At 31.7% G+C, this 20,717-nt stretch carries 24 protein-coding genes; 4 read left to right on the forward strand and 20 right to left on the reverse strand.

Features of this window, described 5'->3' with window-relative positions:
* Positions 1–36 precede the first annotated feature (36 nt).
* From ACKVOD_RS11255 to ACKVOD_RS11270, 4 genes are all read left to right on the forward strand, one after another.
* Entirely contained in the window at positions 37–2,727 is a 2,691-nt protein-coding gene (locus ACKVOD_RS11255; RefSeq protein WP_409209564.1) for a hypothetical protein, read from the forward strand.
* Between the two features lie 18 nt (positions 2,728–2,745).
* On the forward strand, positions 2,746–4,677 hold the full coding sequence (locus tag ACKVOD_RS11260) for a hypothetical protein (RefSeq protein WP_409209565.1): 1,932 nt from the start codon (positions 2,746–2,748) through the stop codon (positions 4,675–4,677).
* 66 nt (positions 4,678–4,743) lie between these two features.
* Positions 4,744–5,166, forward strand: a complete 423-nt coding sequence (locus ACKVOD_RS11265) for a hypothetical protein (RefSeq protein ID WP_409209566.1) — start codon at positions 4,744–4,746, stop codon at positions 5,164–5,166.
* Between the two features lie 15 nt (positions 5,167–5,181).
* Positions 5,182–5,991: a DUF6734 family protein gene (locus tag ACKVOD_RS11270; RefSeq protein WP_409209567.1), complete on the forward strand. Its 810-nt coding sequence runs from the start codon at positions 5,182–5,184 to the stop codon at positions 5,989–5,991.
* An 11-nt stretch (positions 5,992–6,002) separates the two neighbouring features.
* On the opposite strand, the gene ACKVOD_RS11275 is transcribed toward ACKVOD_RS11270, so the two are convergent.
* The 20 genes from ACKVOD_RS11275 to ACKVOD_RS11370 all read right to left on the reverse strand — a co-directional run bounded on the left by ACKVOD_RS11275 (position 6,003) and on the right by ACKVOD_RS11370 (position 20,704).
* Entirely contained in the window at positions 6,003–6,893 is an 891-nt protein-coding gene (locus tag ACKVOD_RS11275) for a hypothetical protein (protein WP_409209568.1), read from the reverse strand.
* Positions 6,894–6,923: 30 nt separating this feature from the next.
* Positions 6,924–8,147, reverse strand: coding sequence for a glycosyltransferase family 9 protein (locus ACKVOD_RS11280; RefSeq protein WP_409209569.1), 1,224 nt, complete (start codon positions 8,145–8,147; stop codon positions 6,924–6,926).
* A 3-nt stretch (positions 8,148–8,150) separates the two neighbouring features.
* On the reverse strand, positions 8,151–10,067 hold the full coding sequence (locus tag ACKVOD_RS11285) for a glycosyltransferase (RefSeq protein ID WP_409209570.1): 1,917 nt from the start codon (positions 10,065–10,067) through the stop codon (positions 8,151–8,153).
* A 120-nt stretch (positions 10,068–10,187) separates the two neighbouring features.
* Positions 10,188–10,832 (reverse strand): hypothetical protein, encoded by a 645-nt coding sequence (locus tag ACKVOD_RS11290; protein WP_409209571.1) that lies wholly within the window; start codon positions 10,830–10,832, stop codon positions 10,188–10,190.
* A gap of 118 nt (positions 10,833–10,950) precedes the next feature.
* A complete protein-coding gene (locus tag ACKVOD_RS11295) occupies positions 10,951–11,193 on the reverse strand; it encodes a hypothetical protein (protein ID WP_409209572.1) in 243 nt (80 codons plus the stop codon).
* Between the two features lie 86 nt (positions 11,194–11,279).
* Positions 11,280–11,546: a hypothetical protein gene (locus ACKVOD_RS11300; RefSeq protein WP_409209573.1), complete on the reverse strand. Its 267-nt coding sequence runs from the start codon at positions 11,544–11,546 to the stop codon at positions 11,280–11,282.
* A 152-nt stretch (positions 11,547–11,698) separates the two neighbouring features.
* The gene (locus tag ACKVOD_RS11305; protein WP_409209574.1) at positions 11,699–11,947 is read right to left on the reverse strand and encodes a hypothetical protein; all 249 of its coding nucleotides are present in this window, start codon (positions 11,945–11,947) and stop codon (positions 11,699–11,701) included.
* The gene (locus tag ACKVOD_RS11310; protein ID WP_409209575.1) at positions 11,947–12,102 is read right to left on the reverse strand and encodes a hypothetical protein; all 156 of its coding nucleotides are present in this window, start codon (positions 12,100–12,102) and stop codon (positions 11,947–11,949) included. The genes ACKVOD_RS11305 and ACKVOD_RS11310 overlap by 1 nt, the downstream gene beginning before the upstream one ends.
* 205 nt (positions 12,103–12,307) lie before the next feature.
* Positions 12,308–12,673 (reverse strand): hypothetical protein, encoded by a 366-nt coding sequence (locus tag ACKVOD_RS11315; RefSeq protein ID WP_409209576.1) that lies wholly within the window; start codon positions 12,671–12,673, stop codon positions 12,308–12,310.
* Positions 12,654–12,803: a hypothetical protein gene (locus ACKVOD_RS11320; RefSeq protein WP_409209577.1), complete on the reverse strand. Its 150-nt coding sequence runs from the start codon at positions 12,801–12,803 to the stop codon at positions 12,654–12,656. Before ACKVOD_RS11320 ends, ACKVOD_RS11315 begins: the two co-directional genes overlap by 20 nt.
* Before the next feature lie 6 nt (positions 12,804–12,809).
* Complete coding sequence (gene thyX, locus ACKVOD_RS11325) at positions 12,810–13,439, reverse strand: FAD-dependent thymidylate synthase (RefSeq protein WP_409209578.1); 630 nt, start codon at positions 13,437–13,439, stop codon at positions 12,810–12,812.
* 108 nt (positions 13,440–13,547) lie between these two features.
* Positions 13,548–13,910 (reverse strand): thermonuclease family protein, encoded by a 363-nt coding sequence (locus ACKVOD_RS11330; protein WP_409209579.1) that lies wholly within the window; start codon positions 13,908–13,910, stop codon positions 13,548–13,550.
* A gap of 55 nt (positions 13,911–13,965) precedes the next feature.
* Complete coding sequence (locus tag ACKVOD_RS11335) at positions 13,966–14,175, reverse strand: hypothetical protein (RefSeq protein WP_409209580.1); 210 nt, start codon at positions 14,173–14,175, stop codon at positions 13,966–13,968.
* A complete protein-coding gene (locus tag ACKVOD_RS11340) occupies positions 14,168–14,407 on the reverse strand; it encodes a hypothetical protein (protein ID WP_409209581.1) in 240 nt (79 codons plus the stop codon). Before ACKVOD_RS11340 ends, ACKVOD_RS11335 begins: the two co-directional genes overlap by 8 nt.
* A gap of 42 nt (positions 14,408–14,449) precedes the next feature.
* Complete coding sequence (locus ACKVOD_RS11345; RefSeq protein ID WP_409209582.1) at positions 14,450–15,730, reverse strand: hypothetical protein; 1,281 nt, start codon at positions 15,728–15,730, stop codon at positions 14,450–14,452.
* Entirely contained in the window at positions 15,730–16,011 is a 282-nt protein-coding gene (locus ACKVOD_RS11350; RefSeq protein ID WP_409209583.1) for a hypothetical protein, read from the reverse strand. The genes ACKVOD_RS11345 and ACKVOD_RS11350 overlap by 1 nt, the downstream gene beginning before the upstream one ends.
* Positions 16,001–16,981: an endonuclease domain-containing protein gene (locus tag ACKVOD_RS11355; protein ID WP_409209584.1), complete on the reverse strand. Its 981-nt coding sequence runs from the start codon at positions 16,979–16,981 to the stop codon at positions 16,001–16,003. Before ACKVOD_RS11355 ends, ACKVOD_RS11350 begins: the two co-directional genes overlap by 11 nt.
* A 24-nt stretch (positions 16,982–17,005) precedes the next feature.
* Positions 17,006–19,555 (reverse strand): PHP domain-containing protein, encoded by a 2,550-nt coding sequence (locus tag ACKVOD_RS11360; RefSeq protein WP_409209585.1) that lies wholly within the window; start codon positions 19,553–19,555, stop codon positions 17,006–17,008.
* Positions 19,556–19,571: 16 nt separating this feature from the next.
* Positions 19,572–20,051 carry a DUF4326 domain-containing protein gene (locus tag ACKVOD_RS11365; protein WP_409209586.1) on the reverse strand — a complete coding sequence of 160 codons (480 nt, stop codon included), beginning with the start codon at positions 20,049–20,051 and terminating at the stop codon, positions 19,572–19,574.
* A gap of 2 nt (positions 20,052–20,053) precedes the next feature.
* Positions 20,054–20,704: an exonuclease domain-containing protein gene (locus ACKVOD_RS11370; RefSeq protein ID WP_409209587.1), complete on the reverse strand. Its 651-nt coding sequence runs from the start codon at positions 20,702–20,704 to the stop codon at positions 20,054–20,056.
* Positions 20,705–20,717 lie beyond the last annotated feature (13 nt).

Consider the following 20,717-nt stretch of genomic DNA (forward strand, 5'->3'; position numbering starts at 1 on the left):
TATAAAATAAAGTATATATTAATATAGAAATATAATATGGCAATTAAGACTCTTCCACAAATTACAGTAAATGGCCGTAACACTTTATTTGGGGGGTATATTTATAATATAAAATATAAAATTGCATACGGAGATTCTAAAAGCAATGTAAAAATTTCAGTTGTATCAGAAAGTGGAGACTACAACATATCTTCTAGTGATTTAAGTAATACTTATTGTGGTACATATAGTATTAAAATTGGAACAAAAATTTCTTTTACAGGGTTTTTAGAAGGATATAGTTATTCGGCCAATGCGTCTGGAAAAGTTTTAGAATTAGAATTTGTGGACAATTCACGAATACTGGACATAACTTACGTGGGATTGTACAAAAAACATGGTTTAAAATCCACCAAACATCTAATTTTAGTAGGTAAAGAAGTAGATGCATGTAACCCAGACGGTTATGCAACACCAATTGAAAAATTTTATGATCCATGTAATCCATGTATAGTTGACGAGAAAATTAAAGCTACGGAAGAATTTTTAGATTGCGTGGAGAAAGCTAAATACGAGATAAATGATGTTAAATATAATTTTACAGAATTATTAGCTAAAATAAAAACAGCAGGTATCAATATTACAGGGGCGGTGGACTCAAATCCTAAATATTTAGCTAGACATACAGGAACTCTTCGTGAAGTTTTATTGAAATGGTGTTCTGATTTTGGATTTTTCTTTTATTGGGATCAAGGAAAAGCAGTTTTTAAAGATTTACGAAATACTATACAGGTAAAAGCTTCAATACAAGATTTTTGTCCCGATGTAGTTGATTATACAGAAAATTACTCAATGAGTAATAGTTTAAAAACTGCCACTATCACAAATTTTTCTCGCCCCGGCGATCCCGCTAAAGTATATACTTGTCAAGAAGCTAGATATATTCAATGTGAATCTTTAACACAAAATGCTGCCTTGTCAACAAGCCTTACCGTTAGTTCTAAAATAGACAGTATAGCGGCTGGATTTGCTTATTACAGCGAAACTTTAAGAGATTTATATTATTTTTATAGTAAATATCAAATGAATGGTGCTGCTAAGTTTACACCTGGTAAAGTATTAGAAAAATTGGGCATGAAAATTCTATCTAATGCTTTTACATTAGGGGATTTGAAGCCAATCGGACAGAATATTTCTTCACAGCCTGTTCCCAAGGAATTTATTGACTTAAAAACAAATAAAAATATAATATCTTTAGACCCTTTTACACTACCTGATGCTTTAGCTGTTAAAATCGGAAATCTTTTTAAACCTAATCTTGCCCTTATTAACGCTAATCGTGTATTCAAAACTTGTGTTCAAACTTTAAGTACAGAAATGCAATGGAAAATTGTTCAATATCCCAATAGTTACTTTTTTTTCCTTGCGGAAAAAGATGAAGCCATAGAAAATGAGTTTTTAAACGAAGAAAGAAAATTTGCTGATTTTTTAAATAAGTATGCGGTATTTGTTCCTAATGCTGATGATACATTTTTTACAAGCGGAGAATTTGCCCTTGATTTAAACGGCACATGTGGTTATAATGATTTTGTCGATACTGGTAATGTAACTTATCAGGCTTTAGGAGATATTACTGGTGGTTTTAAATTCTATAATACATCTTCAGTAAAAAATAATTCGACTTTGGGAGATTTACCTTTTGCTGGATTTTTAGCTGCAATTAGGGATACTCGTAGTTCTGTTTCCAGCGAAAAATCTCGGATAGCTTTTAAATTAATTGTTGTTGATCGTGGTAAAAATTCTTTCATTCCTTCTCCGGGTGCTGATAAAGATGATAAAAAAGAATCTATATTAAATAAAGATTTAATATCTGCTGCCCGTGGTTATTTACCCTATCAAATAAAAAATAAAAACAATCTACAAGGCACGCTTATAACTGATATAGCCAACATCGATGTTGCTAATTCAACCGCTGGTAATATTTATTTATATTTAGGACATGCCGTTGGAAAGGACGATTTTCTTTTAACTGAAATCAATGGTTTTAATAACTATGCTAGTCAAGGTACTTTATTTGATGGAGTCCCAATCAATAAAGCAGCCAACCCACAAGATCAAAGAGTAGAAGTTATTTTTCAATACCCAGAGCTAAAATGTAAGATTATTGGAAATAATACTCCGGTCGCCAACAGAGTTGTTTTTAAGACCCCTGTAGGATCATTTAAATATACTGAACCAACATCTGCTGCATTTGGAGTAGTTGTACAAAAAACTCACATTAGAAGACGAATTATTTCAAAAGTTGAATCATTTAATAAAAGTAATTTAGATGATGGTGAAAGTTGCAATTATGCTCAATTAGCTGTTAATTATCAAAATATATCAGACGATAGTCTAAAGATACTGACCAAGGCAAATCAAATATGCGAATATAATACAAAACAGATTCAAACTATACATGAAGAATTTGTTCAAAATCTTACAGTAGATTTAACTGAGCCATCAATTTCTAAATCTTTTAAAATTGCCGGTGTTGATGTAGAAGGATATACACCAACTATAGAAAATGGATTATTAAATATTGATATATCTGTGGACGATAAAGGTGTTTTTTCTACATACGAATTTGGAACTAGACTAATGATATTACCGAATATCGAAACATTTACCTTTGGACGAGAGTTTAACTCCGACAGACCGGGGAGCTATACTAATACTGTAAATTATTTTCCAACTGTTAAAAAATAAAAGTTAATTATACTATTTATGTATTCTACGTCTACAGGTATAAAAAAATCATTCTATAGTCAGACTGGAAATTTTCAGTTTCAAGCGGATTTGTTAGTTGATTCATTGTTGGGGGGCGTTAACTTGGGGGTATCTGGTTTGAAAAGCGGCAATATTCCCACGGTTATTAATTATTTTTGTAATAGTGGTAAAATTTTTGATAATAATAATAAATTTGTTGGAGCATATACTCCAGACGAAACATTTTCAATCTCTGGTAATATAAAAAGTGGACGTTATGATTATTTTATAAATAATAATCCTATATCTTATAATAATTATAAAGATACCGGAACATATAATTATTTTTATATTAATCCTAATTATATTTCGTGCGACTATGATCTTTATATAAACGGCGAACAGCCTAATTTATCAGTGACTAATATTACTTGTTTTACTGGCGATTATGCAGGTACTGGATATATAATTAATAATAGTTTACCTTTAATTATTTATTCTGGAGAATATTCTAATTTTTCTACAAATTTACCATTTGGCTATTCGGATATTTTTACTGGACAATTAAATATTGGTGAATCTGGGGCATTTTATATTTATCCAACAAGCGAATCGGCGGGGTTATATACGGGTAAAATGAACTTATTTACTAACGGTGGAACATTATTTCACAATACAGTAATTAATATTACAGAATCGCCCGTTAATACTAATGATTATAACTTTAATTTAAATGGGTTGGATTATATTATACAAAATAATACCCAATTATATACATCCGATGTAGAAGCTTTATTTGGTAGCGGTATTCCGATAGTTGTTTCTTTAGAATATTATTCTGGCAGCGGTAATTTTTATACCAATATAGATATTATTTCCGGTTTTTCTCGTCAAATTAGCGGATATATTTTTAATAGTGGTTATTTAATAAGTGGCAATTCTGTTACCGGAATAGGGACAGGAAGTGGCGGATATTTAAATAATACTGCCACTGGGTTTGTTTCTGGATACTTTAGCGGGAATTTACAGTATGCCACCGGAAGTTTTACTTGGCCGTATTCTTTAAACGTAACGGGGTATAGAACTGGAATTAATTATAGCGGAATAGCCAGCGGCTTCCACAATATGATAGTTTCTAGAACTATTAACAGTGGGAGTGGAACATATAATTATAATGGATTATTGACGGGTAATTCCACTCAAAATTTATATAATGTTTCTGGAACCGGTTTTATTTACCCTACTGGGAAAATTTATTTTGGCGTCCCGCAGCCGAACGATCTAGTATCTATTACCGCAGTGAATCCAGGTTTTCCATCAATGAGTAATGCTTATTATGACTCTACTTATTATAATATTGATCAGTTAGTAGATTATATAAATGCTAGCAATATCGCCACCGGATTCAAAGATACCCCAACTACTATAATGATCACTGGTTTGTATCCAGATAGCATAACACAACAAACTCTTTTAACTATTGATCCTAGTAATGCTGGGACTATGACCGTCTCCGACTATTATTTAGTTGGTAGCGTCGATTTAGGCGTTGGACAATCGGTATTTAGTGGCAATTTACCGGTTACTGGATTAATTGCTAACTATAAATTTACTGGTAGTGGAGTTTATTATCAAAATATTTCCGGCTATATTTCCGGTAGTGGAAATATTATAGATTATACTAAAACATTTACTGGGTCATGGAATTTATTTACTGGACAAGGTGAGGATCAAGTAAATTATTATTCTGGCGGCTTATACAATATAGAAAAAAATAAATATTTAGATACCGACCATCCCGTATATTATACCGATTCTACAGCTATTATTAATGTAGAATATATTAACCCCTATGACTCTTTATCTGATATAGCAATATTAAAAGTTAGCGGATTAAATTTAAATACTGGAATATCGCTTTATATTACTGGTTTGGCTGTATATGGATAAAAATAGTTAATAATAAAATAGTTAATAAATAATAATAAAATAGTTAATAAATAATAATAAAATAATATGTCAGCCTTTAATCAAATTGTTTTAAATTCTCATAATAGAATAGGAACAAATGAAAATAGATATGTTTTAGGATCATCGAAAGATGGGAGTGGAACTGATGATTTATCAAAAGAGCCGTGGAAATATGCTGCCCCGGAGAATGATAAGACTAAACCTCATAAAGACACTTGGCACAGAGAACGTCCGCCCACTAATTCCGGTGGAACTGTGACAGATGGAGTTGATTTACAATTAACCAGACTTCATGTTGTAGCGGGTACTGGCTCAACGGGAGGTGGTAGTGTTGGAACAATTACGTCTTACTTTTTTAAAAGAACTGCTCATTTTGATTCTTTAGGGTATTTAGTATTTATTGGAGCAGAAGAATTAGACGAAAAGGACAAAGTTTCCGGCACGATAGTGGATGGCGGCGGGGTATAAATCTTATTTAAAAATATGATAGAAACGGCAGTATTTTCTTGGAAGCATAAAAGTAGTTATATATCACTATGGCAAGTTTTTTTATGGTGCGGTTCTATTAATTGGGCTAAAAAATATTTTAAAAAGGTAATATTAATTTCTGACAATAAAGGAATTGATTTATTATTTAATAAACTAGAATTACCTTTTGATGAAACAATAGAGTTACCTTTTCTACCAGATGAATTATCTCATGTCTATGATTTGCCTAAATTATCTGCCAATATTATTATGGCAGAACGTAATATTCCTTGTGTTCATATAGATTATGATGCTTGGTTACGTAAAAAATTACCCGATAATTTATTAAACGCGGATTTCTTTTGCGAATATTTATATGATACAAGAGATTTTGTAAAGTCTATTCATGACCAATTTACCGTCAAAAGATTTAATGATAAAATTCCAGAAAAAAGCTGTGCTACTGGGATTTATGGAGGAAATGATTTGCAGTCAATACTACAATATTCTAGAGAGTCTTTAAAGGTTGGAATACATCAATCCAATAGAGAATTTCTAAAAGAAACTAATGGATATCAAACCAGTGTGATAATTGGAGAGGTAGCCCCGTCAAAAACATTCGCGGGCCGAATGGAGTTTATATTACCTCGCGGGCCGAATCGTCCAGAAGGTCATGCAAACGCTGGGCATATTCATTTAGGAAGACTAAAAAAAGATCATGGAATTATGGCTAAGATGGCTATTCGATTACAATTAGATTTTCCTAACGAATATATCAAAATAGCTAAATTATTTAATGAAATAGAATATTTTACTTCTATTTAATAGAAGTTAATTTAATTATTTTTCTTTTCTTTAGCCGCTAAATTATTAAGTATTTCTAATACTATAGCAACAGGAATATTTAAAACTGACTCCCATTTTTCTGCATCAGGAAATTTAGAACTTCCATCGTCATTCTTTTTATTTATAGAAGTGCTTTTTATTTTATCAAAAGAAATATTTTTCTCACTCATTTTTCTTTGGAGGGTAGCGTGTGGCCCAACGGGATTAGAATTTAATTCGTTTTTAGCATGATTATTATCTTCCTCGTTCATTTTCGCACCGATTTCTTCATAACATACAGTGTTAATTTTTAAAGCATTTCTTAGGCACAAACACATGGCCCGATTAAACGCGGCGGCTGTTAAATATTCTCCATACCATGATTGAGTATTGCCTTTATGAGCGTCCGCCCCAAAAGAATATTTTCTATTCTGTAGCGGTTCGTCTGGATAAAGTGGAGTAAAAGTAATATGACAGATTACAGATACGAAATCCGGGGAGCAATGACTAATGGTATAATCCACGGATTCATAACCACGAGTATCTAATAAATCTCTCATTCCTTGCAATAACAAAAGACAATATTTTTTCTTATCTACTTTATCGTTAATTATGTCAATTTCATAAAATTTCTTTCCATAAACTTTCTCGATTTCGTCTTTTTTCTGACGATTTAAAACATAATATTGTGGATCGATTTTAGATTCCCAATCAATTTTTTTATTAACAGTTTCTTTGACTGAAATAGTTTGGCATTCGTCCATTGCCGGAGATTCCTTGTTATTATCAGTTACTATCGTTGAATACATTTTTGGGGCTTCTGGCATAGAAAATTCCGGGGCGGAATATGTTGTAGAAGTTTCGGTTGGTTGAATTTCAGATTGGTTTTTATTTTTTTTCATATAATTTGTTCTTGTAATTCTATATACTTTCTACTCCGAAAAGAATAGAAAATGATTAGTTTGGTTGATAAAATCTTGGTCGGTAAAATCCGCGACACTAGGAAAATCCACGTTTTCTACAGATATTTGTTTGCGCCAATCTGTTATACTATTATAAATTTTTCCGTCAGATAAATAATGTTTTTTACTTTTGTAATAAATTTTTTGATTGAAAAATTCATCATCTTTTAATTCTTTGTCGTTATTATAATTTTTAATTCTATCTTTTATTTGATTTAAAGATATATTTTCGTGCTTGTTGATTACCGGAAGTTCTAAATAATCCAATTTAATCTTATTTAAATCTTCGGGGGACATTTTGGTATAAGGATGTAAAGGTATTCCTAATTTTTGGATTTTAGTTAAATATTTTGGATCAGTATCTTCGTCCACCCGATAAATAATAACTTCAATATTGGGTTTTAACTGTTTTAAAACATTTAAATCCATTTCTCTGTCCAGCCACAAAATATATTTTCTTCTTTGTAGATTAGCCACAATATAATTAATGTCGAAATATAAGTCCGCCCGAAGATTAATTTGCGGGGCCGGAACTGATTCTGGATTTAGTATGGCATTAGGAATCAAATTTATTTCTGTAACCCCGGCGGCATAAATATCTCCTAACAAAATAGTGTTTTGAGTGATATTATTTTCAATCTCCAAAATTTCTAAAATAGATTTTGCTACTAATTCAGGTTTAATTAAATTAATTGTTTGGAATCCTGCTTCTTGGGCCTGATAACTGGTATTTCTACCGAATCGGTGGGATTCAATAAATCTTGATTTAGAATGAGTGATATATGGAGAATGACACTCGATGGAGGTAGAACCATATAAAACAACACAGGGGACATCCTCGGCGCAAGCGTGGGCACACCAAGAATCATTTCCTACATGCAATAGAGCATTTTTGAGAACATAAACACTTTGAGCAAAATTAGTTTTATTGACCAAACTAATTACATTATTTAACGGCTGGACTTCCCCTTGTCCTAACTGAACTATTTCTATATTATTTTTATCTAAATAGGGTTTTATTAAGTTGATAACATCTGCCCATAAACCATAATTTTTTGCGCCCATTCCACTTGAATTTTGGATGGTAATATATTTATCCGCCGGGACGGGAAAATACTGGTTTGGTAAAATAGGTTTTTCATTACCTGTTAAGTTTATGGACGCATTATTAGCGTAAGTTTGAGCGAGTAACATAATTTAATATTTGTTAGAAAGATAATTTAACGATACCTGCGTACTAATAGCTAAATCATGAAAAACATCACAAAGTTTTTTATCAGTTCCAGAACCAATAACAAATAATTCACTTCTAAGTTGAGGAAAAAACGGTATTAACTTAATTTTATCATTCCCTGCGTGAACGTCCCAAAATTTTTGGTCGGCGGACACATAAATACAATATTCATTTTCTGGATATTTTTCTAAAATAGAAGGCAGCAAAGAGGTCAAAATCACATGATCTCCGATAGATTCTTTAAGTATCAAAATAACTCGTTTTCTTTTATCTTCTTTGTCGAATAAATCTTCTAAATTGACTTTATCTTGTCCGGCCTCGCTGTTTTGTTTTTTAGCTAATCCGATAAAAAAATCATGAATTTGTCGGCGGGATTGACCATGTTTTAATCCTTCGATCCAGTTTTTTAATCCATCTTCATCTGGGTTAGATAGTAAAATATTTTTATATAAATCAGCTACCCATTCTACATCATCAGAAATTGTTTCGTTAAATGGATGATTATCATTTTTTCTTACTTGATCAAAATTAAAATCGTAATCTGTCGGAGTTAATGAATCCAAAAAATTCTCCCACTGTTTTCCTACTATTTCAGGACTGAAAGTATTTAAGGCAAAATTTCTTGCTTTTTTACCTAATTCTTGTCGTTTTTGAATTGGTAATTTATATATTCTAGTGAAAAATTTAGCCATCGACGAAGCATAAGGAATGGCTCTTTTAAAGTTAGTTCCAGTCTGTCTACCCCAAGAAAAATCAATATTAAAACAAAAATCATTATTATCTGTAAACATTGTTGTGCCAGAATAAGCACAAGTAGCAATAGGTAATTCGGAATAACAGGCTTCAATTAAACCTAATTCTAGTCCAGCGGCATTGGCGGGGTGACAATAACAATCAGCTAAATTATAAACTTTATTTAAATCTTCCTCTGTACATCCTTTGTTAACCCCGCACGTTACCGTGCTTTTTTGTCCGCCGCAAAATTTACAATCAACATCTTGCCCTTCATATTTTTTAATATTAATTTCATTACAAGAATGACAGACATAAGTATATAAAACTTCTTCCTCTATTCCAAATTCTTTGGCGGCGCGGGGTAAGTCCCACCCTTGATCTTCGGGGACGTGCGTATGTAGAATTAATCTAGTATTTTTAATTTCAGGATTTTGTTTTTTAAATTGAGCGTAACCCTCCATCAATAAAATAAATTCTTTTCTTAATTGATTTCTAGAAGTCATCAAAACTACAAATGCATCGCGCGGAATATCAAATTTTTCTCTTAGTTCTAATTTTTCAATAAAATTAAGTTTATGAAAAGGTGTAGGATCAATCGCGCCGGTAATAGTTTTTACATGATCGAATCCATCAGTATTTAATAATTTTTCTGCGAATGTCGCCCATACAAAATAATTTTTAATTTTGTCTCGATGTTTTAATGCATCTGGTAGAACAGGTTCAGAATCAATAGTGCAATGTAAAGCACAATTAAATTTATTAAACCAAGGTTTATCAAAGTAACCAGTATGAGTCCCCGCCCAAAAATCGTCTGACAGAATCAAAACATCTGGTTTTTCATTTTTAATCATCGAGTCCAACATGTATCCACCATAAGCAACGCTTGGACGTAAATGTGGGTTAGAATTGATATAATTGATTTGATTTTGATCGGAGGGAATAGAACCAATAGTTTTATATGGAAGTTTTTGAAATTCTGGATGCCCATCCACAATTCCCATACAATACATAACTAAATCGTATTTATCAGTTTTATATAAATGATTAAGAACTGATTTAGAGTTTCTACCTAAACCCGTGCGAGCTAATGGGCTATTAGACCACCAAATTATTTTTAACTTTTTATCTTTTTGATTGTTTTCCATTGAATAATTATATACTTTTATCTCCTAAAAAATTTCCTAAAATCTGCATAAAAATAAAAAAAATCTATCTGGTAATTTTTACACTACCAGATAGATATTTTTTGCAACTAACCCAAACAATTAAAATAAATCGTTGTCGTCCGGGGCGATTCCGACAGACATTTCATCTAGTTCTTTTTGCGGAGATTTCTTAGATACTTTTTCTTTTTTTATCACGGATTTTTCTGCAACCGGAGTTGATTTAGTAGAACTGACTGCCGGGGCAGAACCCAAACTTGCTCCGAACTCTTTCAATTCATTGACAAAGAAATTATCCACGGCAGAATAATCTCTCATGGTTTTACCTTTAAAGGTGATTTCCTCGGCCTTGGGCTGTTCGTCCAGCGAATATTTCCAGTTAATCATGTCATCACCTTGGCGGACAGATGCAGCGGGGTAGCCCTTTTTAGACATATAAAGACCGATTTTAATGTCTTTAGTTGTATCAATATTTAATAGAGAATTAAAAACACTTCTATTCATTAGATTAAACTTGAAATCTACTAAATAAGACTCCTCAGCTTCATCGTCTTTGATTAAGGTAGAAACGGTATAAAACTTATCGCCTTCCCACTCGCCTTCTTTTACCGTAACTTTAGATAGTCGCCCGGACACAGCGGGAACATTTTTAGTAATTACCCATTTATTTTCCTCATTCTTTTCTCTTACTTCAAAAGTAGGATGGTCTAATTTTTTCTTTTCCGCGTCATGTGTTACTACTTTCATTACGAAAAGTTTACCGTTATTTTGATTATTATTTCCAAGCATAATGTTATTATTGTTCTATTTTGAATTGTTGTTATTTACTCTTATATTATATACTTTTTTTTGAGAAATTTTGAGACTATTCTACGATTTTTAAATCGTGAATATCATGGACGCCCGCCACAATTTCCTTGGCCGTATCCTGATCGTCTAAAATGTCCGCGATGTCTTGACGAATTTCCTTGATTCTTGATGTAAATGCACCCGCTACCGATTTTCTTTTACTTTGTAAATCTCGTAGTTCGATATTTAATTCGAGAATACGGGCGGCTTTTTCTGCTTGTTGTTCTTTTGTATTATTTTTTTGCATATTTTGTATCATTTTGTTTTACTTATTGTTAAATTTGTTGAAATTTTGGGGAATTATTTACCTACTCAATCCCCATCGAGTATTTTTTAACTAACTAATTATACTCCAGTTAAACTAATAATCGTATTTTTAGAAATTTTGAAATTCTTTTGTTTATTACGATCTCGTACCGTTACGAACTGTTCCGACTGATTTAGAATTTGTCCGTTAAATTTACTGACAACTCCTTTTGCATTGATGGTCATTATTCCTACCATACGACCCTTAGTTGATCCTAGCCGGGTGGTATAATCCACGTAAATCCGGGGAGTCTTGGTGGTTGCGGCGGCTACATTTTTTACTGATTTATTTTTACTGTTTTTCATTATTTTAATTATTATTTTATTTGTTTTTGTTGTGCCTTTAGGCATTTTGTTTTATATTTACTGAACTGAATTGTTCTTGTAAAATTTTTGTTATCTTGTTTCTTTCGATACTATTTTATATACTTTGATCCGGTGGAAATTTCTGTTTTTTTTTACAAACTTCCTCCCTGATCCCCGATTCTTCTAATTTCTATATTTCTGACGTTTTTATACCATTTAATTGCGTCCGCCCGGACTTGTTCTTCTGTCTCTCCTTCATAAATATTTATTTTTAATTTATTAGGACAATATTTTGGAGTCCGGTCAAATTTATCCCTATAAAAAGCTTTGTCGTAAGTAAAAGTTATTGAGCCAATTATTTTTCTTTTACCTGATGGAAGTGTTAGATTAAATTTTTTCATTATTTTGTAATTAAATCTGGATTTCTTTCTAGAATCAGGGCGATTATATCGACAATTTCGCGCGGCTCAAATGATGATTTATCCGGCAAATCATCAGCAATTTTATTTATTTTTTCTGTATATAATATATAAAGTTTTTCAGTGTTGATTTTCATGATTATTTTTTACTAACTCAAAATAAATTGAATTATATCCCAAAAAATTTATAAATTTATCACTTTTTTGCTTAATTAGAGGTTTTAAATCAATCAATTCTAATTTACAATTATCATGTTTTATTGTATAAAATTTCACAACAATAAATTTTCTTTGCGTAAGGCGATAAAAAACTACATCACCGGGATAAAAACTCATTGTTCGTTAAATTTTTTCTATAAAAACTCCCTGATTGTTGATCAAAACTCTCTTAGAGCTATATATCTTTTCTCCGGTGGAAAGATTGATAAAGTGTTCAGTTTTGTAAGGATTGTAGTAAACTTGAGCCGCCCGGACGGGCTGAATAATTTTATTTCTACAGATTGTCCCTTCAATTTTAGCATGAACATTTTTCCGACGCTCTTTCAGGACTCTTTGCCTCCCGGCTTCACTTACCTTAAAAATTACGTTTTTTAACTCAATATTTTCAACATGATTTGTTACCAATCCAGACTTTTTATTTCTGACAGAATAAATATTTTTGTCAGCCGCGCGGGATTTATGCAAATTTTTATAAACTTGAACTATCATTTTTCTTATTTTTTACAAACTCTTTTTTAGCCCAAGTTATTTTATCAAAATTATCTTGGTATTTTTTGAAATTTTTAACTCGATTTTTATCACCTTTTCCAGCCCCGGAGGAATTTTTATTTTTACCCATAAATTTTTATAAATTAAACGCTTCTAATGTATATTTAAAAGGATTTCCTTCAATATTTTTAACTGAATCTAACATTTCTGCCGCAATTTCCCTTATCTCTTTTTGACTATGTGGAGAATTTCTTAAATTTAAAAAATGCCAAAAGCTTCTCCAGTTAAACATAATATCAACATCTATTTGAGTATTATATCCACGAAAGAATCGGGCGGACTCTTTTGCTCGTTTTTTATCAAACTGATAGTCATTAACCAAAGACTCTAAACATTTATGGTATAAAACCAATCCCTGTTTCGTATAATTTTCTAGTTCTTCTTGCCATCCAGCAGGCCAATCATTAGGAATATAATATTTATCTTCTTTTAATTCTTTATATCGCGCGGATTCACCATTTATAGAAACTCCAATTCTGTGCTTCAGTTTTTGAATATGGCTCGCAATTTCACTAGTTACTAAAAAATGCAAAGACGATTTTTCAAAAGGTGTATGGTGTCCGGCCTCAGCTAACATTTTTAACAACTTAGGAATTCGTTCTCGTTTTTCATTTGTTATTTCGCGGCTAGTAGAAGTCCACGCAGAACAAGCGTGAATTTCGTCTGATCCATAAAATCCAATTAAGGTTACGCTATTCTTGTTCATATTTTATATTTCTATATTTATTTAGTAATTATTTTAATTTATAATCATCAAGTTATTACCAATAATGTGAAAGTAATTCTATCTTCATTTATTTGATAAAATTATTATTTATTGTTTTTTACCTCCAAAATAAGCAACAGCTAGATTATTCGCAATTAATAACTCACTTAAATCCTTTTGTTGTAAATCCGAGTCAATAAATCGAACTTTCGCTAAATATCTTCCATATTTATCTTTATCTCCTTCAGCTTTGATTGACTGAATTATAATATCTCTGCTTTTTAGTTTTTCTGTAACGAAATCTCTAGAGATTATCCCGGCGGCTTTTTGGTCGGCTTTATTTAGTTCTGGGGTATCTACTCCAAATAGTCTAAAAACACTTTTAACTTTAATGTTAAACCCAAGGTCAATTTCGGCTGTAAAAGTATCACCATCATGAACTGATATTATTTTTGCTGAGTATTCGTACATTTTATTTTTATATTTTATAATTTAATCTTTTATTCTTTAATTTTTATTCGTTTTATTAAACTTCAATTGTAATCTTACATTCCGTCAAACAATCTAGCATTTTGGCTTCCCCGACTTGATATATGGGAGTAAAATCAAAAAATATTCCATTAACGATAATATTATTTTCTTGGCGGAATTTAAATAAAGCCGCCCCGACTAAGATTGCTAATTCTCGTTCAAGTTTTTCTTTAGCAGTTTTAATTTCGTTAATCGTATTATTCATTACTTAATTTTTCCAACTCTTCTTCAATTTCAATACAATGTTTTTCACAAACATAAAACGGAGCATTATCACCCGGATATTTTACCGACCATTCCGCCGGTTCATTACAATCAGAAATATATCCATTTTCACAATCTAGTTCATCGGGAATTCCAAACTGACATCTTTGAATTTTGAGTTTTTTGATTTTGGGATATACGATTTCTTCTGGATTGGATTTTGATTCGTTCATACCAATCTATATACCGCAATCCGGCTAGTTTGAAAAACTTTTTTACGTCAATTTTAACTCAAATTGGTCAGGATTTTCTGTCTGTTCTGGTAGTGGTGCGGCGGGGATTATATTTTCTGATTCTTCCACTGGTAAATCTTTCAAATCGGCTAATTTGCAATAAATTTTTTGACTTTGGACGGTTAATTTTTGAACGAACCCGCCTGATCCATCCTTAGATTTCATAACTTTTATAGCTATAATATCTTTTTCTTTTAAATTGGGTTTATTGTCTATTTCCTGTTCCGTTAAATAATTTTTATAAGAATCCCCGGCAAAATAAAAATAGTTGTTATCAGTTTCATCAGATACAAAAATTTTCATCATATTATTACCCTTTTTGGATACAGATGTTTTAAATTCTCTCAGTTGGCAAATTATAATACCAGAATTATTAGGTTCAATTTCATGTTTAAATTGAGATAAATTAATAATGTCCTCGCGCCCGGACTTACTAAAAATTGATTTTAAATTGCTGGAATAAGCAAATCCTAATAATTCATTCTCAAACCACCAATTACATAATTGTTCGTACTGAGAATTTAATTTATAAATTTCTTGATATTTTAACGTATCCTTTCTTAATGTATTTAGTCGGGTTTTACGGGCTACCTTTTTACCTAAACTATCTGTCCATTCAATAATATTTTTAATTAAACTTATTAAATCAGTGTTACCTAGTTTAGCTTGATTTAAGCAGTAAATTTTTTCTTTGTCTTTGAGACGTGAAAATAATAAACATTCAAAAGATAATTTGTTTCTAGTTTCAGAAACAAAAACATCCAGCGCACCGGACATAATTAAACTTGCCATTACGCCGCAAGACAACCCGGCTTGTTTGGCGGCTTGAAACATTTCAAATTTATTACAGTTTTCGGGCTTGAAAGATTGTAATTTATTTAGCGCGGACTCTGCCAGTCCTTTTATACTATTTAATCCAAATCTAATATTATTATTCTCGATCCGAAAATCAATGTTACCTTTTAATAAACACGGGGGAAGTAATTCGACACCAAACCATTTTAATTCTTTTTGAATTTTATTGACTTCTACTAACGGCTCGGATTCATTTTGAGCGTTTTTGAGTAAGGATAAGAAAAATTCTTTTGGATGATTGGCTTTGAAATAAGCTGTTATAGCCGTTAAATAGCCATAACTTGCGCTGTGAGAATTAGAAACTACAATTCCTTCTGCATAGAAATTATGGTCAGGGTGATTTACTTTAAAATCTAGAGTTTTCTTAACCCCTAATTTTCTAACTGATTTAATTAATTGTGCTCTCATTAGGGTTTAATCTTCCAAATATAATCAAGAAATCGTTGAGAACCAAATACAATATGAACATAGTTTAAAGATTCATCTAGAAGCAGACCCATAAACTTATCTTTATATTTTCCTTCCACGGTTTGAGGAGTTAGATTCCAAATATATTCTGCCGTTTTGAAATGTTTAACTTGCTGTTCTGTAAGTTCATTTTCATTATCTAAATCAGCAACAATCATTTTTGGCTTATTGGCTCTTAACAATCTGTCGGCGCACTCTTCTATCTCTTTTTTAGTTTTCATTTATTTCTAATAAATTTAATTCTCGCAATTGTTTAACTAGCTTATCTTTATATACTTCTGAGTTGATTTCACACTCCCAAAATCTTAAAATCGTCCACCCTAATTGTCCTAGATAGTTGTTTTTAGCTTTATCCCGCCCAAAATTACGTCTTTGCATTGCGTTAATTGGCCCGTCTGGATAAAACGCAGGGTTTATATGATAATAATCGCCGTCTGCTTCGATGGCTATTTTTGATTCTGGAAATGCAAAATCCACAGTAAAATAATTGATTTGATATTGATATATAAATTCTTGTTTCAGATTTAGAGTTTTTAGAAAATCTTCCATTTTTTGCTCAATAGACGTTTTTCTATCGAAAATTCTATCCGCCCATTTTTTAGCGTTTATAATTCTTAGCTTTTCACAAGTTTCTGGGCTGTGCGGGGTAGTATGTCGCGCTTTTAACGGGTGCTCGGCGCGGGATTTCTTAATTTTTGCTTTAGTTTCTTCTGATGATTTACTTCCTCTTCTTTTATCTGCGTTAGCTTTAATTATTGGATTTTCTAATCCTAGTCCTTTATTCCACGGTTTAGCACCGAACATTGGATTTCCTTCGCCCTTTCTTTCTTCTGACATTCGCTCACATGACCTTTTAAATGATTCTGAATGTTCTTTATCAACCGTGGCAACAAACATCGCTAAACTTAATCCTTTACCGTTAATCACAAATCCAACTTCTTCATTATTAATCGGACAGCGCGGCCATTCTTCTGTTAAGTATTTCTTGCAATATTCTTTAAGAGTTAAATTAAAGTTTGTTTTAATATGATGCTCAAATTTCATTAAATAATAACAACTTTTATGAGTTGTAACATCTTTTCGTTGGTATAATTTACTGATTTCTAATCGAGTTTTGCCATCTAAATGACAAATATCAAAGTATAAATTAGGTATGAGACTTCTTGAATTGGGCGTTTTTATTATGTTCACCCATATATTTACACTTTTTTATAATTAATCCGTGATAATTCTCAGTTTTTTCTTAATTATTTTTTCTAGAGCGTGCATTTTCATATCTTCACAGAGGAATTTATGTTTTAATGATGCTTTAATTTTGCGCCCGTCTTTCAATTCAACTTCATAAAGTTCTACTTCGTTTTCGTAAATTTCTTCGATTTCAACAAAATGATCCTGTTCATTTTCGGTATTAAATGCTTTTATCTTTTCCCCGCGCTCGCATTCAAACATCATCTTGAATCCGGCGGACGTTTCTACGACAGTATCAGGAGATAAACATTTATTAAATGAATAATCCGCACTATTCTCGAATGTTTGCCAAATATCATCAATATATTCCTTACTATATTTATTCTCTAAGCTTCCTTTTATAAATTTTTCTTTATATGAGAGCATTTTTTCTTTAATTTTTTTACCAACGGCTTTTCTAATTCCGCCAGATTCAACCGCAGTAAATCCGCCCATTCTAACACTTAAAGACTGTAATTGTTCTTGATACAGTAAAAGTCCTCCGGTCGGCCCAAGAATATCTTCTACGCGAGGATCAATTTTAGGAAATTTAACTCCTTCTTTGAAGTCGCAATAATCATCAGTATATCTAAATGCGCCGGGTCTACCAATCGCAATTGAGTCAATAATATTATCAATATTATTAGGTTTAATCCTTCTTAAAGTCTTTTCTCCTAAGCCTTCTTCTGCCTGAAAAATTCCCATAAAAGGCGCGGCTGGATTGCATAAATATTGATAAATACTTGGATCGTCAATATTTATTTTGACAAAATCTATTCCGCATAATTTACTGGCCCCATCTAAAATATCCAAAGTTTTTAATCCTAATAAATCTAATTTAACAGCAATAGTTCCGGCGGAATACATATCAAACGAACTAACCAATTGTTTATCGGCGGTTAACTCGGTAGGAATAAATTCATCAATATTGCAATGAGTAACAAGATAACCCGAAGCGTGAATTGATTTATTTTTCGCTAATCCGCGCAGTTTTAAACTAATTTTATAACTTTCTGGATATTTATCACACCATTCTTTAAATTCTGGAATTTCCTTATAAACCCTCTCAATATCTGCTACGTTTCCAAATTCTACAGGAATTAAATTGGTAATTAAATTAAGTTCAGACTGCTCACAATTGTCTACGCATTTCGCAACCTCTTTAATTAGAACTTTTCCCTGTAAAGTAGAAATGTTTATAATTTTAGAAGTCTGACCGGGATACTTTTTGTTTAAATAATCTACAACTTTATATCTTTGATTTCTTGATATGTCTTGATCGACATCGGGGCTGTCTTGGAGGTACTGAATTCCATTCTTTTCGATTGTAGCCGCCCGATCCGCTGAAAGAAATCTTTCAAATAATAATCCATGACGTTTTACTGGAATATCAGTAATTCCTAATAAATACAAAACTGAACTTCCGGCGGCGCTTCCTCTCCCTCTACCAATTGGAATATTATTTTCCAGACAAAAATTTACCATATCCCAAACGATCAAGATATAATCTACAAACCCCAAGGTTTTTAATGTTTTTAATTCGTGGACGCACTGATTTCTATACCATTCGATTTCCTCCTCTTTGATTTGCCCGGCGGCTTTACGCTTCAAAAATCCTTCTCGGCATAAGGATTTTAATAGAGTATAATTACTAGATTCTTTAGAAACTCCAATTTTTTCTTTAATTCTATCTTCTACTTGTATATGTGGTAATCGGATACCAAAAAACGGTAGTTCCAACTTGCTAAATGATTGGGTAAATTTACTGGAATTGGATGTATCTAGACCGAGATTCCGCGCGGATTCAAAAGAGAATGTGTTAGAACAATTGTGTCTAAATTCAGGTTTATCTAAAGTTGATCTATTATTTATACATTTATTAGTTAAATAAGCTTTATAATCTTCTTCTTTGTAATAATAAACTGATTTAGTTTCTAAAACTTCACAATTTTCATTTTTAGTATAATCTAAAACTTTTTGTCTTAATATTTCATTAAATGGTAAATCATTGGATTCTAAAAAGAAAGTAGGTCTAGCAGGAAAGTCGGGTAAACATTGACCAAATTCCAAAGTATTTTTATGTAGAAAAGAATCGTAAAACGGTATAGAGATAGAAAGATGCTCGCTCCAAAATTCTTTTAATAAATTACAGTCCGCGCGGGGAATATAATAAAATCCGTCGGTTTGAATTTTAGATACTAATTTGATAAAGTTTTTATATCCATCACTATGATTTAGCCATATAATTATTTTATGTTCTGAACTAAAAGATTGTTCACTTTTATCTTTTATATTATTACAACAAATAACTTTATACCCAACCCTTAAATTAAGATTGTTTTTCTCACAAATATTATAGCTTTCAACCAAACCGCTTAAAGTCTTATCGGCTATGAAAATATCTTTTAGGCCATATTTTTTGGCTATAGAAAAAACAGATATTGGTTTATTTTCATTTATTTCATCTTCCGGCTCGGCAACTGTTAAAATCGAGCCGCCGCCAAACGACATATCTGTTGAAAAAATAGGAGTTACCATGAAATATTATATACTTTTAACTTCTGAACATTGAAGTTAATTTATGACCTTTCCGGGCGGAATCTTTTTCTTTAGATTTTTTAGGAGCGTAGGATTCTGATGAATAACCGACCGGATCGTATTTTAAATTATTAGAATTTGATTTTATATTTTTACAAAGTTCATAAAAACTATCATTAACAGCCCAATTATCTACATTGGCCCAAGATTTTTGATAATTTTTAGTAGATGGCGAAATATATTGGTCCGCCGGTTCTGCTATTCCCGGTAAAATCGGCTCGCAGATCATTTCCTCATCTTGTAATTTTTCCAAGGCTGGATAAATGCTAGGCGTAACAAACGCCCGGATTTTATTTTTAATTTGTTCGTCCAGCCAGATTTTATATTTTTCGATCACTTCCGCGCGAGTCCCGTCTTTTCCAATAACATAGGGGTTGCCGAGGCGGGAGGGCCGGGCGCAATTAAATGTTCGTTTTTTATTGGTAATAATTAACATAATTAAATTGCTAATTCACATTCCCAAATTTGTTTAAAAAATATTTGTCTAGTTATTTCTGAATCATATAAGGCTCCATGAAATTGAGATTCATCAACTTCAAAACCATATTGTTTGGATAAAGTAGTTAAGGATGTTTTTAACCCTTTTTGTACAAAACTAGATAATTTATACATTTGATTTAAAAGTGGTTCTTGAACTTGCATATTTAATTTGATCAATTTGGCGACACAATTCGTATCCACAAAATGATTTAAAAATGAATAATCAGGTTTTAATCCCAAACTTCTCCGCCAGTTATTGATTTGGTATGCGTCAAAGGATAATCCATTGTGCATTACATTGATCGTAGAGGGGTCGTACAATCGTTCTGATAGTTCTTTGAGGACTTTGGCAGGGTCTTCAGCTTTGTCTTTGTATTCTTGAAAATTGAAACCAGTAATCCGCGCGGCATCGGCGGATACTTTTAGGTCGTTAAACCATAGAAATCTATTATGTTTTTCTATTATTTGATCTCCATGACAAGTAATCCACGCGAAACTCCAAGGGCGAGAGTAAAAAAGATTTAAACTTTCTGTTTCCGAATCACTAAAACAAAAGGTTTTCTTTTTGTAGGTGTAACGGGTGAGATTCTCACCTAAATTATTACTCATTTTTTTATATATT

The organism is Flavobacterium sp., assembly GCF_046155325.1.
GTDB lineage: Bacteria > Bacteroidota > Bacteroidia > Flavobacteriales > Flavobacteriaceae > Flavobacterium.

What these genes read in the sequence shown, in the direction of transcription:
- ACKVOD_RS11255 (WP_409209564.1), top strand. Translation starts at nt 37, where the DNA reads ATGGCAATTAAGACTCTTCCACAAATTACAGTAAATGGCCGTAACACT.
- ACKVOD_RS11260 (WP_409209565.1), top strand. Translation starts at nt 2,746, where the DNA reads ATGTATTCTACGTCTACAGGTATAAAAAAATCATTCTATAGTCAGACT.
- ACKVOD_RS11265 (WP_409209566.1), top strand. Translation starts at nt 4,744, where the DNA reads ATGTCAGCCTTTAATCAAATTGTTTTAAATTCTCATAATAGAATAGGA.
- ACKVOD_RS11270 (WP_409209567.1), top strand. Translation starts at nt 5,182, where the DNA reads ATGATAGAAACGGCAGTATTTTCTTGGAAGCATAAAAGTAGTTATATA.
- ACKVOD_RS11275 (WP_409209568.1), bottom strand. Translation starts at nt 6,893, where the DNA reads ATGAAAAAAAATAAAAACCAATCTGAAATTCAACCAACCGAAACTTCT.
- ACKVOD_RS11280 (WP_409209569.1), bottom strand. Translation starts at nt 8,147, where the DNA reads ATGTTACTCGCTCAAACTTACGCTAATAATGCGTCCATAAACTTAACA.
- ACKVOD_RS11285 (WP_409209570.1), bottom strand. Translation starts at nt 10,067, where the DNA reads ATGGAAAACAATCAAAAAGATAAAAAGTTAAAAATAATTTGGTGGTCT.
- ACKVOD_RS11290 (WP_409209571.1), bottom strand. Translation starts at nt 10,832, where the DNA reads ATGAAAGTAGTAACACATGACGCGGAAAAGAAAAAATTAGACCATCCT.
- ACKVOD_RS11295 (WP_409209572.1), bottom strand. Translation starts at nt 11,193, where the DNA reads ATGATACAAAATATGCAAAAAAATAATACAAAAGAACAACAAGCAGAA.
- ACKVOD_RS11300 (WP_409209573.1), bottom strand. Translation starts at nt 11,546, where the DNA reads ATGAAAAACAGTAAAAATAAATCAGTAAAAAATGTAGCCGCCGCAACC.
- ACKVOD_RS11305 (WP_409209574.1), bottom strand. Translation starts at nt 11,947, where the DNA reads ATGAAAAAATTTAATCTAACACTTCCATCAGGTAAAAGAAAAATAATT.
- ACKVOD_RS11310 (WP_409209575.1), bottom strand. Translation starts at nt 12,102, where the DNA reads ATGAAAATCAACACTGAAAAACTTTATATATTATATACAGAAAAAATA.
- ACKVOD_RS11315 (WP_409209576.1), bottom strand. Translation starts at nt 12,673, where the DNA reads ATGATAGTTCAAGTTTATAAAAATTTGCATAAATCCCGCGCGGCTGAC.
- ACKVOD_RS11320 (WP_409209577.1), bottom strand. Translation starts at nt 12,803, where the DNA reads ATGGGTAAAAATAAAAATTCCTCCGGGGCTGGAAAAGGTGATAAAAAT.
- thyX (WP_409209578.1), bottom strand. Translation starts at nt 13,439, where the DNA reads ATGAACAAGAATAGCGTAACCTTAATTGGATTTTATGGATCAGACGAA.
- ACKVOD_RS11330 (WP_409209579.1), bottom strand. Translation starts at nt 13,910, where the DNA reads ATGTACGAATACTCAGCAAAAATAATATCAGTTCATGATGGTGATACT.
- ACKVOD_RS11335 (WP_409209580.1), bottom strand. Translation starts at nt 14,175, where the DNA reads ATGAATAATACGATTAACGAAATTAAAACTGCTAAAGAAAAACTTGAA.
- ACKVOD_RS11340 (WP_409209581.1), bottom strand. Translation starts at nt 14,407, where the DNA reads ATGAACGAATCAAAATCCAATCCAGAAGAAATCGTATATCCCAAAATC.
- ACKVOD_RS11345 (WP_409209582.1), bottom strand. Translation starts at nt 15,730, where the DNA reads ATGAGAGCACAATTAATTAAATCAGTTAGAAAATTAGGGGTTAAGAAA.
- ACKVOD_RS11350 (WP_409209583.1), bottom strand. Translation starts at nt 16,011, where the DNA reads ATGAAAACTAAAAAAGAGATAGAAGAGTGCGCCGACAGATTGTTAAGA.
- ACKVOD_RS11360 (WP_409209585.1), bottom strand. Translation starts at nt 19,555, where the DNA reads ATGGTAACTCCTATTTTTTCAACAGATATGTCGTTTGGCGGCGGCTCG.
- ACKVOD_RS11365 (WP_409209586.1), bottom strand. Translation starts at nt 20,051, where the DNA reads ATGTTAATTATTACCAATAAAAAACGAACATTTAATTGCGCCCGGCCC.
- ACKVOD_RS11370 (WP_409209587.1), bottom strand. Translation starts at nt 20,704, where the DNA reads ATGAGTAATAATTTAGGTGAGAATCTCACCCGTTACACCTACAAAAAG.